At 46.7% G+C, this 15,393-nt stretch carries 15 protein-coding genes and 1 tRNA gene; 10 read left to right on the top strand and 6 right to left on the bottom strand.

Going from position 1 to position 15,393, the window contains the following annotated elements; all coding sequences use genetic code 11:
• Nucleotides 1-713: 713 nt before the first annotated feature.
• The 4 genes from QT974_RS17515 to QT974_RS17530 all read left to right on the top strand — a co-directional run bounded on the left by QT974_RS17515 (nt 714) and on the right by QT974_RS17530 (nt 6,486).
• A complete protein-coding gene (locus QT974_RS17515) occupies nt 714-4,244 on the top strand; it encodes a PAS domain-containing sensor histidine kinase (RefSeq protein WP_333469714.1) in 3,531 nt (1,176 codons plus the stop codon).
• Between the two features lie 212 nt (nt 4,245-4,456).
• Nucleotides 4,457-5,728 (top strand): FAD-dependent hydroxylase, encoded by a 1,272-nt coding sequence (locus QT974_RS17520; RefSeq protein WP_333469715.1) that lies wholly within the window; start codon nt 4,457-4,459, stop codon nt 5,726-5,728.
• A 157-nt stretch (nt 5,729-5,885) separates the two neighbouring features.
• A complete protein-coding gene (locus QT974_RS17525) occupies nt 5,886-6,245 on the top strand; it encodes a DUF6972 family protein (RefSeq protein WP_333469716.1) in 360 nt (119 codons plus the stop codon).
• Nucleotides 6,208-6,486 (top strand): hypothetical protein, encoded by a 279-nt coding sequence (locus QT974_RS17530; RefSeq protein WP_333469717.1) that lies wholly within the window; start codon nt 6,208-6,210, stop codon nt 6,484-6,486. The genes QT974_RS17525 and QT974_RS17530 overlap by 38 nt, the downstream gene beginning before the upstream one ends.
• 30 nt (nt 6,487-6,516) lie before the next feature.
• Here the strand turns inward: QT974_RS17530 and QT974_RS17535 are convergent, their stop codons facing one another.
• From QT974_RS17535 to QT974_RS17550, 4 genes are all read right to left on the bottom strand, one after another.
• Nucleotides 6,517-7,011: a DUF433 domain-containing protein gene (locus QT974_RS17535; RefSeq protein WP_333469718.1), complete on the bottom strand. Its 495-nt coding sequence runs from the start codon at nt 7,009-7,011 to the stop codon at nt 6,517-6,519.
• Between the two features lie 37 nt (nt 7,012-7,048).
• Nucleotides 7,049-7,261: a helix-turn-helix domain-containing protein gene (locus tag QT974_RS17540; RefSeq protein ID WP_333469719.1), complete on the bottom strand. Its 213-nt coding sequence runs from the start codon at nt 7,259-7,261 to the stop codon at nt 7,049-7,051.
• A 119-nt stretch (nt 7,262-7,380) separates the two neighbouring features.
• Nucleotides 7,381-7,674 carry a hypothetical protein gene (locus QT974_RS17545; protein WP_333469720.1) on the bottom strand — a complete coding sequence of 98 codons (294 nt, stop codon included), beginning with the start codon at nt 7,672-7,674 and terminating at the stop codon, nt 7,381-7,383.
• Nucleotides 7,642-7,725: transfer RNA gene (locus tag QT974_RS17550), tRNA-Leu, on the bottom strand. Before QT974_RS17550 ends, QT974_RS17545 begins: the two co-directional genes overlap by 33 nt.
• Nucleotides 7,726-7,953: 228 nt before the next feature.
• Between QT974_RS17550 and accC the strand changes: the two genes are divergently transcribed.
• Entirely contained in the window at nt 7,954-9,306 is a 1,353-nt protein-coding gene (accC, locus tag QT974_RS17555) for an acetyl-CoA carboxylase biotin carboxylase subunit (protein WP_333469721.1), read from the top strand.
• Between the two features lie 279 nt (nt 9,307-9,585).
• Here the strand turns inward: accC and QT974_RS17560 are convergent, their stop codons facing one another.
• Together QT974_RS17560 and QT974_RS17565 are read right to left on the bottom strand one after the other, a co-directional pair.
• The gene (locus QT974_RS17560) at nt 9,586-9,870 is read right to left on the bottom strand and encodes a YggT family protein (RefSeq protein WP_333469722.1); all 285 of its coding nucleotides are present in this window, start codon (nt 9,868-9,870) and stop codon (nt 9,586-9,588) included.
• A 59-nt stretch (nt 9,871-9,929) separates the two neighbouring features.
• Entirely contained in the window at nt 9,930-10,076 is a 147-nt protein-coding gene (locus QT974_RS17565) for a hypothetical protein (RefSeq protein WP_333469723.1), read from the bottom strand.
• A gap of 77 nt (nt 10,077-10,153) precedes the next feature.
• On the opposite strand from QT974_RS17565, the gene psbX reads away from it, so the two are divergent.
• The 5 genes from psbX to QT974_RS17590 all read left to right on the top strand — a co-directional run bounded on the left by psbX (nt 10,154) and on the right by QT974_RS17590 (nt 14,350).
• Nucleotides 10,154-10,273, top strand: coding sequence for a photosystem II reaction center X protein (psbX, locus tag QT974_RS17570; protein ID WP_293175272.1), 120 nt, complete (start codon nt 10,154-10,156; stop codon nt 10,271-10,273).
• 288 nt (nt 10,274-10,561) lie between these two features.
• The gene (locus QT974_RS17575; RefSeq protein ID WP_333469724.1) at nt 10,562-11,380 is read left to right on the top strand and encodes a Ycf66 family protein; all 819 of its coding nucleotides are present in this window, start codon (nt 10,562-10,564) and stop codon (nt 11,378-11,380) included.
• A gap of 422 nt (nt 11,381-11,802) precedes the next feature.
• On the top strand, nt 11,803-11,964 hold the full coding sequence (locus QT974_RS17580; RefSeq protein WP_333469725.1) for a hypothetical protein: 162 nt from the start codon (nt 11,803-11,805) through the stop codon (nt 11,962-11,964).
• An 82-nt stretch (nt 11,965-12,046) separates the two neighbouring features.
• Nucleotides 12,047-13,495: a trypsin-like peptidase domain-containing protein gene (locus QT974_RS17585; RefSeq protein WP_333469726.1), complete on the top strand. Its 1,449-nt coding sequence runs from the start codon at nt 12,047-12,049 to the stop codon at nt 13,493-13,495.
• Nucleotides 13,496-13,720: 225 nt separating this feature from the next.
• A complete protein-coding gene (locus QT974_RS17590) occupies nt 13,721-14,350 on the top strand; it encodes a pre-peptidase C-terminal domain-containing protein (protein WP_333469727.1) in 630 nt (209 codons plus the stop codon).
• Nucleotides 14,351-15,393 lie beyond the last annotated feature (1,043 nt).

Raw genomic sequence — 15,393 nt, forward strand, 5'->3', positions numbered from 1 at the left:
TGTCTGACATCTGCGGTTTCTGTATCGAAAAGAAGACTTATGCAATTCAAGTCTAATAGTCATTAGTCATTAGTCATTAGTCATTAGTCATTAGTCCTTAGTCATTAGTCCTTAGTCAAAAAACGAAACTTAAGACCATTGATGTCATATTTTATACCAGAATTCGGTTTGGATTTCCCATTTTAACTCCGCCTTCGCGGACTTTTTTTGTGTAATAGCGGTTTCTACGGCCAAGTATTATTTTTTGTGAATTTAGCCTAGCCAACGAAGATGATTGCACGAACCAAAGCCACAGCAGCCTGTTTACAATCAAAGTGCTATTTTTGTGAGGTTAGCGCAGCTAACGAATTGGATCGGACAATCCTTTACCATTACCCCTCGAACGACTGAGTAAAAACACTCTCCCCTAATATAAATCGGGCGATCGCACTCTTTCACCACAATCCACCACAGGCAATTAAAAACTAGATTATTTTTATTTTAACGAACAATTAAAAATAATTATTGACTGCTGACGAATACCCGATCGATTAGAGTCTGCTACTTTTAGTTGACACTCTATCTCAAGTTAGATAAAATCATTAGTATTATGTGCTAAACAAGCAGTTTTAACAATATCTTAAGCAGCTTTGTATAGCTGGCAACAATATAAGTACAGTTGTGATTGTTACCTTCGATACTTAGAAACCCACATAATTTGAGGGAGCGAGAAATTGGTATTTTTTAAACGAGTAAAACAAGTGCAGCCGCCCTCAGCCCCAATTATTGCGCTTCAGTCTTTTTCCCAAAAAGCTGGTATTGCAGTAATCGCGATCGGCTGTACAGTCATGTTGGGTTGGATATTTGACCTGCCACTCTTAAAAAGCATTCTGCCCGAACTCGCGAGCATGAAAGTCAATACAGCCGTCTGCTTTATTTTAGGAGGCTGGTCTCTGTTACTGCAACAGCGTCCGGACGCCAAATCAATAATAGTTAAGCCTCAAAAACTAGATAAGATTTTAATTTTATCTACTTCATTGTTAGTTATATTAATTAGTCTGCTTACACTAATTCAATACAGCTTTAATTTAGACTTAGGTATCGATCAACTTTTATTTAAAGAAACTTCCATCTTAACCAGTTCCTCAGTACCGGGACGCATGGCACCGAATACGGCTGCTGCTTTTTTATTCCTGGGTTCAGCCTTGCTGCTGCTGTCGGTACGCCGCCCCAAATACCTGCGAGTTCAAATCTTAAGCTGTTGTGCATTTTTAATTGCATTTCTGGGTTTGATCGGCTACATCTACGGCAAAGCTTTCTTTTACACAATTGGGACTCAAATAGGAATGGCTTTGCACACGTCCGTAGCATTTGTGTTGCTGAGCCTCGGCATTTTGTTTGCCAATCCTGAGCGAGGATTTATAGCAGTAATTGCCAGCGATCGCGCGGGCGGCATCATGGCAAGGCGCTTGTTGCCACAGGCAATAATTATCCCGACTTTAGCAGGTTATTTCATCATCTCCGGAGAGCGGTTGCAAGCCTACTCGCCGGAGCTAGGAATATCGCTGTTAAGCGTATTGAACGCGATCATTTTTACAATTTTGATTTGGCAGAATGCGAAAACTCTATGCACCGCAGACCGCAGGCGCTATCGAGTCGAACACAGACTGCTGGCAGCTAAATCAGACTTAGAAACAGAAGTTGAGCAACGGACTCTCCAACTGCAACACGTTAACCATCAATTGCAGCAGCAAATTCTCGACTCTCAAGCAACAGAGCAGGTGCTTCAAAAAAACTATAACCTGTTACTGACAGTGATCGACAGTACACCGACAGCTTTATTTGTCAAAGATATTCACGGCTGCTACATGATGCTCAACGCTGCGGGAGGCAGCATCATTGGCAAGTCTTTTGAGGACATTATCGGCAGAGATGACAGCGAATTATTTCCGCCGGAAATTGCAGCAAATATTCGTAAAACAGATAGCTTAATCATGACAACGGGAAAAACCCAAGTCATGGAAGAAGAACTGCCCTTTCAAGGAAAATTGCGGACATTTCTTTCGACAAAAAACGCTTACCGAGACGGGCAAGGACAGATCGGCGGTATAGTTAGCATCGCGCGGGATATTACCGATCGCAAACAAGCCGAAGTTGCCAACAGAAGTCTGGCAGCAATTCTCGAAGCAACCCCCGATTTTGTAGGTATCTGCGACCTCGACGGGTACGCTGTTTACATGAACAAAGCAGGCCGAAAAATGGTGGGTATCGACGAAAACGCAGATATATCCCACCGACAAGTTGGAGAATTCTCCGCAGCGTCAGCCCGCAGCACATTGAAAGGTGCGATCGCCACCGCTATTTCAGAGGGCGTTTGGAGTGGAGAAACAGCCTTCGTCTCAGCCTCGGGAGTCGAAATTCCCGTCAGCCAAGTTATCATCTCCCACTCAGCACCGGGCGGCAAACTCGAATACATTTCTACAATCGCCCGCGACATCAGCGATCGCAAACGCACTGAGCAAGCACTGCAACTTTCTCAAGCTCGTTTCGCCGGCATTCTAGAAATTGCCGACGACGCCATTATTTCTGTGGATGCAAACCAAAAAATTATCCTGTTCAACCAAGGTGCAGAAAGCATTTTTGGGTGGACAGCAGCAGAGGCGATCGGGCAATCCCTGAGCTTGCTGTTGCCCGAAGCTTTTGTCGCATCTTACAGCCACCTCGTCAGCAACTTCGGCGCCGACGTTAAACCAGCCCAAAAAATGGGCAACCGCAAAGAAATTTTCGCCCGCCGCCGAGACGGTACCGAATTTCCCGCCGAAGCTTCTATTTCCAAACTCGAAGTTGCAGGCGAAATCATCTTCACAGCCATTTTGCGGGACGTGACAGCCAGCCACCAAGCCGAAGCATCTGTGCGTCTGAGCGAGGAAAGATACCGATCGCTAGCAAGGGCCACCGCGCAACTGGTATGGATGACAGACGCCCAGGGAAAGCCGAATGCGCCGATCGACTGGATGGCATATACAGGTCAAAGTTTGGAGGAAGCTACAGACAACTGGGTTTCGGCAATTCACCCAGACGATCGCCCGATAACGGCGCAAGCTTGGATGCGCGCAGTAGAAACAAAAAGTCTCTACGAAGTCGAGCACCGCTTGCGGGCCGCAGACGGCAGCTACAGACACTTCTGGGTGCGCGGTGTCCCCGTTTTGGCAGCGGATGGCAGCATTCGCGAGTGGGTGGGCGCTCACACCGATATTAGCGATCGAGTGCAAGTTTTGGCAGCCCTGCGAGACTCAGCCACACAGTACCGCCAGCAAGCAGCTCAGCTCGAAAAAGCTGTCCGCGACTTGCAAGAAACTCAAACCCAACTAATCCAAACCGAAAAAATTTCTTCTCTAGGTCAATTAGTCGCCGGAGTCGCCCACGAAATTAACAACCCAATTAACTTCATCTACGGAAACATCACCCACGCCAGTCAATACGCCCGAGACTTGCTCGAATTGCTCCACCTTTACCAGGAAAAATACCCAAATCCAGTCCCAGAAATTGCGGAAACAGCCGAAGAGATTGAAATTAATTTTTTAATGACAGACTTTCCCAAGATTTTGGAATCAATGAAAGTAGGAGCCGATCGCATCCGCGACTTAGTTGTCTCCTTGCGCAACTTTTCCCGACTCGACGAATCGCAGATGAAGCGAGTAGACATTCACGAAGGAATCGAAAGCACTTTGGTGATTTTGCAGCACAAGCTCAAAGCTAATGCAGTTCGTCCGGCGATCGAGATTATCAAACAATACGGCAATTTGCCAAAAATCGAGTGCTATGCAGGTCAGCTCAATCAAGTATTTATGAATCTGTTAGCAAATGCGATCGACGCCCTCGAAGAATATAACACCAAGCGTTCTGCCAAAGAAATATATGCTAGCCCCAACACAATTGGGATTAGTACCAGTGCGAATTCAGACACAGCAACCATTCGGATAGCCGACAACGGAATGGGAATCAGTGAAGAAGTCATTCGCAAGCTGTTCGATCCATTTTTTACCACCAAACCTGTCGGGAAAGGCACTGGGTTAGGACTGTCAATCAGCTATCAGATTATAGTAGAAAAACACCGAGGCAAATTGCAGTGTATTTCCGCGCCCGGAGTCGGTGCAGAATTTATCATCGAGATTCCCATTCGCCAGAAACTCTCAGCCTTGGCCACAGAAAACATTAAGGAAATGGTGATTAGTCCTGCCGTCCTGCCGTCCTGCCGTCATTAATTTCTGAACGTCACCCATGGGCGAGAAACGCAGGTTTCTACGAGTTTTGCGTTGAGTGACGATAAATCACGCAACAAACCGGGTTTATGAGATGGCGAGTGCATCCAGGAGTCTCCCCGTATCCTTCTTGGCCGTTCGATCGCCCAAAATCGCAATAATTCTTTACAATACAAGAGTAAATATGATTATTCACTTAAATAAATCCCTTGAAAATGCCTGTCAACCTACTTTCTCCAACCACAGCCTCCACCCAAACACCGGAATTAGACTATGATATCGCGATCGTCGGAGGCGGCATAGTCGGCGCCACCTTAGCGTGCGCCTTAAAAGATTCCGGCTTAAAAATCGCCATAATTGAAACCCAACTCCCCGCAGCCGCCGCAGCCAAAAAACAAGCCTACGCAGTCACCTTGCTGTCAGGAATGATCTTAGAAGGTATCGGAGTTTGGCAGCAAATCTTACCGCAAATCACCACCTTCGAGCAAATAAGCCTCTGCGACGGCGACTATCCCGGTGTCGTCGAATTCCACCGCCCAGACTTGGGAAATACAGGCAAATTACCAGTCCCAAAAACAGCATTAGGTTATGTCGGCGAACACCGAGTCATGCTATCAGCTTTGCACGAATGTTTGGCAAAAAATCCGAATTTCAGTTGGGTTTGTCCGGGGGAAGTAACCGAGGTAAAATATTTAAGTCATTGCGCTGAAATAGAAGTCAAACAAAATGGCGAAACTCGCACAATTCGCACTAAATTGTTAGTTGCGGCTGACGGTTCGCGATCGCAAATTCGCACATCCGCCAACATCAGCACCCACGGCTGGAAATACTGGCAATCCTGCGTTGCGATCACGATTAAAGCCGAAAAATCGCACAACGATATCGCTTTCGAGCGCTTTTGGCCCAGCGGCCCGATGGGAGTATTACCATTACCGGGCAACCGCTGTCAAGTAGTTTGGACTGCGCCCCACGCGGAAGCAAAAGCTTTGCAGTCTATGGATGAAACAGAGTTTTTAGCGTTGTTGGAACAGCGCACGGGCGGGCTGTTAGGGCGTTTGGAATTGGAGAGCGATCGCTTTTTGTTTCCAGTGCAGTTAATGCAGAGCGATCGCTACGTGTTGCCCAGATTAGCACTGATTGGCGATGCCGCCCACTGCTGCCATCCCGTGGGCGGCCAGGGATTGAATATGGGCATTCGAGACGCAGGGGCGATCGGTCAAATCTTGCAGCAAGCGCACCAAAAAGGCGAAGACATCGGCGATTTGCGAGTATTGAAACGGTATCACAACTGGCGCAAAAAAGAGAATTTAATCGTGTTAGGATTTACCGATTTTCTCGATAGATTGTTTTCCAATACTTGGCTGCCAATTGTAGCATTTCGCCGCTTCGGATTGTGGTGTTTGCGGACAATTCCGCCTGTGAGGTTTTTAGCTTTGAGGCTGATGACTGGTTTGATGGGGCGGCCGCCGGAATTAGCCAAAAATTAGGTTGGTACACCACCCACCATCAAAGAAACCGGGTTTTTCGCCAAATCTTTGCATTGTCACCAAGTCTGTCGCAAAAACCCGGTTTCTGGCCACCCGTGCTTCCAAGACTAAGCTAAATTCATCGATGAATGGTATATAATTAAGATATAACAGAGCTATGAGTGGAATTGAGCGTGAAATTACTCTAGAAACTCGAACCAGTCTCATTGATAAACATCTCCCCGGAACCCAAAAAGCCCAAAGTGAATTTGAAAGCGAAGGAATCGTCCATCTCTTTAATGATAGAGAAACAATGGAAAGAGTTGCCGCAGAAATTAAGCTAAGAGGGGAACGCACAGGAAAGGACGATGTAGAGGACAATTATGAACGCTATGGATTGTACTTTTCAGAACCAATTGGTTATATACTGAGATCGGACGGTACTCAAATACCACTAGAATACGGTGAAATAAAGATTAAAAAAACTACAGGTAAATACCATGTCATACCTCGCAGAAGACCCCGCACAAGCTACTAAAATAAGTCAAGAATCAGAGCAAGAGACTGAGTGGGAGTTTGCGGAAATCTGGGCGGATACTCTGATATCTCCTCCTTATATCCTGATGTTAGTTAAGGAAAAATCAGGAAATTTTTCCATTCATAATCCGGCACAAAACTATAAAATTATTTTTTCGAGTGATAATTACGAATCTGCTAAAATGTGGCTGCTTGAGGATGAATACGAGCGTTTGAATAGTCGCATTTTGCAAGAAGTATGAAGAGATGCCGCTAATCGGGATTTGATGGTGTCACCAAACTTCATTCCCCACAGCAACTCCACTGTCAATCTGATTATGAAGATTCTCAGGTGCGATCGCCTTGCTCGGCTCCTCAAGCGAATACCGCCGACAAGTTATAGACTCGATAATTTGCTCGGCGGCAATAGAGGCATCTATTTCCTGAGAGTGAGCCGCATAAAAAGCGAGAACTTCGTTTACTTGAGCTTCACTAATGTCATACTCAGCGGCAATTTCCTTTGCAGGTAAAGCCCATTTGTGGGCTGCGATGACTACTGTTTGCACCCGCAACCGAGTGCCGCGCAAAACGGGTACGAGTTCGCCGCTAGCGCCGCGCACGTAGGTGATTTGAGGGAAAGCGCGATCGTCATTCCGCTGGTTGAGGGTAGCAACTTTTTCGGCTACAGCCCAGAGAATAAAACCATCCAGGGAAATGCCTTGGAGTGCGGCTAATTTTTCAGCTTCTTGCTGTAGCTGAACGGGTAAGTTTAAGGTGTAGGATGTCATCGAGCTAACTTCCGTTTGCTAATAGAATTTCATCGGTTCATTCTTTGACAACTTCCATCAACTCCTCGATCGAAACATCGAGGGTGCGAGCGATTTTTTGAATAGATGTGATATCAACCGTTGCTAGTCCTTCTGAACGAGCATAGTGCCTGACTGTACTGTACGGAACTTCGGAGCGATCGGCAACATCCTTTAACGTCCATCCTTTTTCGTCAGCCAACTCTCGGATTCGGAACCTAACTAACCCCATTCTACTTGACAAACGATAAGTATCTATCTTTTTAATTCAAACACAATTGTCGATCGACAGTTAAAGAGTATTTTGTAGGGTGCGGATCTGTCCGAAGTTCGATCGCACTTAAATATATCTCATAGCGACACACCCGACGATACTCGCGCACAATCTTTAGAAACCGGGTTTTTTCCCGAATCTGCCGGCTGTAACGAAGTCCGATCGCAAAAACCCGGTTTCTCGCCACTCACCCACAAATCAAAGAAACCGGGTTTTTCACCAAACCTTCGCACTGTAACAAAGTCGATCGCAAAAACCCGGTTTCTGACTACCCACCCATCTAAAATAAAACAACTACCGACAGTTTTAACTGTCAGCAGTTGTTTCATATTATTCAATGCGGATGGCGAGACTCGAACTCGCAAGGACATAATGCCACACGCACCTCAAGCGTGCGCGTATACCAATTCCGCCACATCCGCTCTTTCCGACAATCTCTGGGATTTTTTGCGTTACCAGTTAAAGATTCACAGGTTGAGGTTCCTGAAATTTAACTTGTGACTTGCCCTTTTCGACCACCGATTTAAAATCATAGCACCACTACCCGCAAAAGTAAAATAAATTTTTATTAAGAATTTATGGGCAACCATTATCCAGAAGATACCGAAAGGGACTATTCTACAGAATATTGAGTGAATTAAGCAGCGAAGATGGGGTTCTCGAAAATTTTAATCGCTAATCGGGGGGAAATCGCCCTCCGCATCCTGCGCACCTGCGAGGAAATGGGGATTGCCACGGTCGCCGTTCACTCCACCGTAGACAAGCACGCCCTGCACGTCCAGTTGGCAGACGAAGCCGTTTGCATCGGCCCCCCCACCAGCAGTAAAAGCTATTTAAACATCCCCAACATTATCTCCGCGGCCCTGACGCGCAACGCCGCAGCCATTCATCCCGGTTACGGCTTCCTCGCGGAAAATGCCCGATTTGCCGAAATCTGCGCGGATCATCAAATTACGTTCATCGGCCCGTCTCCGGCAGCCATGCGGGCGATGGGCGACAAATCTACTGCCAAAGAAACGATGCAGCGGGTGAAGGTCCCGACTGTTCCCGGTAGCGGTGGATTGCTGGCGGACGAACATGAGGCTTTGTCGATCGCCCGCGAAATCGGCTATCCTGTGATGATCAAAGCCACCGCTGGTGGAGGAGGCCGCGGCATGAGGCTAGTCAAAGAAGCATCAGAACTCCCGAAACTCTTCCATGCAGCCCAAGGCGAAGCCGATGCAGCCTTCGGCAACCCCGGAGTCTACCTCGAAAAATTCATCGAAAGGCCCCGACACATCGAAATCCAAATCCTCGCCGACAACTACGGTAACGTCATCCACCTCGGCGAAAGAGATTGTTCAATTCAGCGCCGGCACCAAAAACTCCTGGAAGAAGCGCCAAGCCCCGCCCTCACCCAGAAACTTCGAGATCAAATGGGTCACGCGGCGATTGCTGCTGCCAAATCCATCAACTACACGGGTGCAGGAACTGTGGAATTTTTGCTTGACAAATCGGGCAAGTTCTACTTTATGGAAATGAACACTCGGATTCAGGTAGAACATACTGTCACCGAGATGATTACAGGCCTCGACTTGATCGCTGAACAAATTCGGATCGCCCAAGGTGAAAGACTGCAAATCAAGCAAAACCAAGTGATTCTCAGCGGCCACGCGATCGAGTGCCGGATCAATGCTGAAGACCCCGATCGCAATTTCCGGCCCCATCCAGGCAGAATCACCGGCTTTTTGCCTCCCGGCGGCCCTGGCGTGCGGATGGACTCTCACGTTTACACCGATTACGAAATACCAGCTTACTACGATTCTTTAATCGGTAAATTGATCGTCTGGGGGCGCGATCGACCTTCAGCCATCCGCAGGATGAAACGCGCCCTGCGGGAATGTGCCATCACGGGTGTTCCAACTACCCTCAGCTTCCACCAAAAAATCCTCGATTCCCCCGAGTTTCTCAGTGGCGAAGTTTACACGAATTTTGTGGAACAGTTCATGAACAATAGTCAGTAGTCAGTTGGCAGTTGGCAGTTGGCAGTAGTCAGTGGTCAGTCATCAGTCATCAGTCATCAGTCATTAGGTACTGGTTTTTTGTTAGATGTCAGCGCGAAAAACTCTAAAATCTTTTAGGAGTCAGTATCCTCGCCTGCCTCTTTAAAGATACAACGCACGGGTCACGGTGAATATCTACCCACGCCCCCCTTTTTCGCAGCTAATGACCAATGACAACTGACCAATGACAACTGACCAATGACAACTGACCAATGACAACTGACCAATGACCAATGACTCCTACATCATCATCGTCAATATGCCTTGCTGACCGAGAATCATTTCCCGCAGCAAGCTACAGATACCCACCCAAACGATCGGCGTAATGTCCACTCCGCCGATCGGCGGTACAATCTTTCTAGTGACGGCTAAAAAGGGTTCCGTCGGCCAAGCAATCAGACTCAACGGCAATTTGCTGAGGTTCGCGCCGGGATACCAAGTCAGGACGATCCGAAAAATAAACAGCAAAGTCATCACCACTAGGACAGAGCCCAGAATCCAACTTGCAACGGTAATACCAGTCATGGGTCTTATCTCAAAAATCTTAAGTTTTGTTAAGTCAACTCTTCATAATTTTAACTGTTTCAGAGGTGCGATCGAACACGATCGGCAGAATTTTTCCGGCCTGATACCTTCGGCTCGAAAGAGTTAGAGGGTTTGAGGGTGACAGGCTTGCTCGTTTCCCGGGGTGAAAATATTGCCGGTGGCACCACATTCCTGGCAAAATCCATTGCCGAGCTTCTCCCTGAGAACTGACTGCTGATAAAATTAATAAAAATCAAATTGTTGTAACAAAGGCTTTGAATTTATGACTCCTTCACTCGCTAACTTTTTGTACAGCCTGCTGGTGGGCATTTCCCTGGTAGTCATTCCAGCAACGATCGCCCTGATCTTTATCAGCCAAAAAGACAAAATCAAGCGCACCTAAAAAATCTGCGGGTTTCAAGCGTCCGGTGCGCGAGTCAATTTTGGACTCGCGCGATCGGGCATTTCCCCGCTTGTGAAACCTCGGCCCTCAGCAACTGTGAAGGCAAAACCTTCGGTTGACTGCTTTGGCTGAGGTTTTTTCCCGTTAAACTCATTACTATATGGTTCGCTTCCTTTTTCTGAAAGCCCGATCGCACGCTGCCCTGTCAAAGCACTGTCGGGCTCGCAGACTTAATGATAGATGTAAAATCTAACTCGCTAACATAGGAAAGACATAGGAGATAGGCTAATGGTCAATTTAGGATTGAACTTGAGCAGCTTGTTAGGGATCATCCTAGCAGTAGCAGGGGCAGGACTGTACTTTCTGCGATCGTGGCGCCCCAAACTAGCCCGAGACCACGATATTTTTTTTGCAGCAGTCGGCTTGCTCTGTGGCGGTATTCTGTTGTTTCAAGGATGGCGGCTTGACCCAATTCTGGCATTCGGTCAATTTCTGCTCGCAGGTTCCGCGATATTTTTTGCAGCCGAAAGCATTAAGCTACGGGGAGCGACCACAGCCCAAGCTAAAAGTCGATCGCAATACGTAGATGAAGAACGACCTGTCAGCAATGCCTACGCTTACGACGGCTACGATAACGATATCGACCAGCTAGAATCCGAGGAAGACTACCGGCAGCGCCCTCGGATTAGAGGCAGTCAAGACAACCGTTCCTCGCGCTCAGCCTACGACGACGAGCCCCGCCGCCGTCCTTCCTCCTCGAATCGCAACGGTAGCGATAACACATCTAGACAAGAGTCGAGCGAGCGAGCGCCCTCCCGCAAACGTCCCACCCGCCCAGAAGCCCCACCCGCCCAAGGCTCTGACAACTGGGATGTTTCAGACAACCCCGAAGAAAGACCGGCCCGCAGCCGCAACAACCGCCCCCCTACTTCGGAAAACCTCAGTTCTGACGCACCGCCGAGAACTAAAAAACCTCGTCCCGCAGAAGGAGCGAGGTCTCGCCCCAGCAACCGCGACTTAGAAGCACCGCCATCAGACTACGTGGAGTATCGACCAGTAGAATACCCGGAAGACCAACCGGATAATTCCCCCAGTTTCGACAAATAGGTCAAGATAAGTAGGTGGGTTAAACTAAACATTTCTCGCACCAGTAATGCAAAAAATTAAGTTGCGTTTATTGATGCCCATCTACTTATTTTCACACATCATTATCTTAAAATTAATCTAAAATACGATAATAAAAAGCCTATAATGCAGGCAAACACAGAGAGAATAAAACTCTCTAGAATTTTAACAATACTCTTAAGATTGTAATATTAGTTCGATCGAATAACAATTATCAGGCTCGGAATGAGGGCTGAAGTCCTCAGGCTTATATGAAGACGAAATTCCTAATCAGCGAATCGATTAGAGCGCACAGAATAGAAGGCGTGAAACCAACCAAAAGTACAATAGTCTCAAATCTCAAATCGAAAAAGGGAAAATCAGCAATCTGCCACTACCGTTTATTTATAGGAGGCTAATTTTAAGTGAATCGATCGCCTGAAAATTCCAGAATTGCCGATATTGCTGGAGAATCGCAGTTTACAAACAAAACTCCGAGCGCTCGATTCGGTCAAAACCCAGCAACGCCGGAAAATCTTAAACCAATCTCAAGCTTAAATTTATCATTACCCTTCCGCAAGTCCTAAAATAATTACAGGCTGTAGTTAGCAGTTGGCCCCAAAACCTAACTGCTAGCTGCTGATAGTTAAAAAATACTAATTCACGATCATGAATTTCAAAGTTCTAAGTTTAGCAGTATCGGGAATTTTAACAGTTGGGGTTGCAACCAGCGCTGCTGAGGTTGTTAAGGTACCCCCCGGGCGAGAGGAGGCAAATTTAAGGGAATTTAACTCCGGGCGTTCCCCCGGGGCGATCGCCGAAAATGCCGAAGAACAAACCAATATTCGGATTTACGAAAAGGCCAGTCCAGCGGTTGTTACCGTCGATACAGCTAAATCTAACGGTAGCGGCACAATTATCAGCCCCGACGGCATGGTGTTAACCAACGCCCACGTTGTTTCAGCAGGCGGTACCGTAAATATAATTTTGTCAGACGGCAGAAAACTTGTCGCTGATGTCGTCGGATTCGGCGAAGAAGGTTTAGACTTAGCCGTGGTCAAGATTCGCAATCAAAACAATTTGCCGACAATTCCTTTAGCCCGCCCGGGTTCGGTGAAAGTCGGACAACAAGCATTTGCGATCGGCAATCCCTTCGGTCGATTTCAAGGTACTTTTACAATCGGAATCGTCAGCCGCATTGACCCCCAAGGAGGCTTAATTCAAACCGACGCCGCCATCAATCCCGGCAATTCAGGAGGCCCGCTGCTCAACAGTTCTGGAGAATTAATCGGCGTCAATACTTCTATTTTTACTCGCGGTCAGGGCGGAGGCAATATCGGTATCGGTTTTGCAATTTCAGTAGACAAAGTGCCAGCTTTCCTGACAGCCGTCCGAGAAGGGCGAGCTCCCCGCGTTGCACAGAGACGATCGCCCTTTGGCAACAAATCACCTCAAAAAGTGGCGTTAAACGGCCCAGCAGTCAGCGGCAAACTTACCGAAAAGTCTGGCATTCTCCCCGCAGACAACAGCTTTTTTGACCTCTACTCGTTTGAGGGCAGAGCAGGCCAGCAAATCACAATAGAAATGAAAAGTCAAGAGATTGACCCTTATTTAATTTTGCTCGGGCCCAACCAGCGCGAAATCGCCCAGGATGATAACGGCGCAGGCGGTAAAAACGCCAGAATTACAGTCAGGCTGCCGGCAGATGGCACTTACACGTTCCTAGCAAATTCCAACGAAGCTAGGCAGTCTGGGGCTTATACCCTAGAACTGAAAGCCAGTGCTCCTACGGCACCTTCTCGGGCGATTTTGCAAGAAGCAGGCGCTTTAGTTGCAGGTGGCCCGGTACTGCCGTCTGACAACAGTCTGTATCGCGAGTATACTTTTGAAGGTCGATCGGGTCAGTCTGTAACAATTTCCCTCGAAAGTACAGATTTCGATCCCTATGTGGCTATATTCGGCGCTAACAACAGATTGCTCGCAGAAAATGACGATGCGAGCGATTCGACTAAAAATGCGTTTCTGAGCGTTACTTTGCCCGCTACGGGTCGCTACCGCATAGTTGTAAATGCTTACGATGCTTCAGGTCGGGGTCGTTACACTTTAACTGTCCGCTGAAAATACGTAATTGGTAATCGGAAATTGGTAATCGATTTTTTCTTCCTTCTTTCCGATTGCTTCTTGCTTCGGTCAACTCTCAACTCAATGACCGGCCTTCGGACAAGCTGTCAATTGTCTTCTTCCTTCTTCCTTCTTCCTTCTTCCTTCTTCCTTCTTCCTTCTTCCTTCTTCCTTCCTTCGGTCAATTCTCAACTCTTCCTTCCTTGCAAATCGAGGTAATTCATGCGTCAAATTAGATTTTGGGCGATCGCGCCAATTGCTATACTAGCTAATTTTTATGGCAATCCGACTCTTTCGGTGCCATTGTCAAATTCAAGTCGAGTTACTAACAGCAGTTCCACGATCGTTTCAGCAGAATTCCCTCAAAAATCACGTCATGCGAGTCATGCTAGCAAGGCTGCTTTAGCTCAAGCAAGCCCAAACCCATCCCCATCTGGGTCCACATCCCCAAAGCCCTCGCCAACTCAGACCCCAAATCTACCCACGCCGAGTCCTGCGGGGGGTTCGTCTAAGGTTATTTTAGACCAAAAGGGAGAACTCACCCCCGCTAAGTCTTCTGTACTGCCATCAGACAGCAGTTTGTACGACGAGTATACATTTGAAGGTACTCAGGGTCAGAAAGTGGTTATTACCGTAGAAAGTACCGAATTTGATACTTATCTAGCTATTTTCAATTCCCAGGCAGAACTGCTAGCAGAAAATGACGATCTCACGCAGCAAAATTCCAATTCTGAGATTACTCTTACCTTATCTGCGAGCGGTCGCTACCGCGTTATTGTCAATGCTTACGATCCACCTCCAAAAGGTAAAGGTAAGTACAGTTTGATTGTCCGCGAAGTAACAGCAAATTAATTGGCTATTAGCATTTCTGTCAATTATGCTCAAGGTGACTGGTTGCTTGCCAAGACTCAGAGAATTTAAAATTTTCGATGAGGAATGACTTATGATATGGTGTCTTTAAACACCAAATAAGATGGGTTCGATAGTTCTGAGTTAAATCAGAAAGAACTATCGAACTTTTACAGATTGGTGCTATCTGAGTGAAAATAATAGGATGACTAGCAGAATTTAGAGCTTGTCGGCCGTTGGCTTTTTAGAGTAATACGATCTCCGGTCGATCAGCACAACCAAAACGGATAGCCGTTGGGCCGTTGGGTTCGCATCTTTCAAGAACTCTTATTCCACACGTTCTACCAGATATCGAGCGGTCATGATATAGCCTTTCGAGCGAAATATGAGATATAAGTTTGATTTAAGATTGGAGAATTGGAGAATTGAGGAATTAGGGAATTGTTAAATTAATTTGTGAATACCTCATTTTTTGGATAACAGCTATAACTGATATTACAAGTACAAGTTTATAGCAGTTGATGCTTTGCCCGCTCCCTTATAGAACCCATTTGATATCTTTGAGTTTTTGGGTTGGGTGACGAGAAATATAGAGATCGACCTGTTTCTGAGATTTACAGCGAGTGGCGAGAAACCGGGTTTCTACGAGTTTTTGGGTTGGGTGACGAGAAACATAGAGATCGACCGGGTTTCTGAGATTTACGCAAAATAGATATCAAATGGTTCTATAGACCTCTTGCATAAGTCTTCTTTTCGATACAGAAACCGCAGATGTCAGACAGATAAACACAGATAAACGCAGATAATTTTAGGGTGTTTTCCGATTTTTGCAAGAGGTCTTATATAATTTCTGGCAGTTAAGTATGGGAATAAAACCGTTTTCATGTAACGCATTTAATTTTTATTTATGAGGTTGAGCGCGTCGGGTGCAGCGGCTTGTGCAAGCAAATATATCCGTAGGGGCGAAGCATGACCTCCATGAATATGGAATGATAACTAATAACTTATATGCGGTCATGCTTCTTCAGGCTTCAAAAACCAGATGC

The organism is Microcoleus sp. BM001215392 (genome assembly GCF_036700185.1).
Lineage (GTDB): Bacteria > Cyanobacteriota > Cyanobacteriia > Cyanobacteriales > Microcoleaceae > Microcoleus.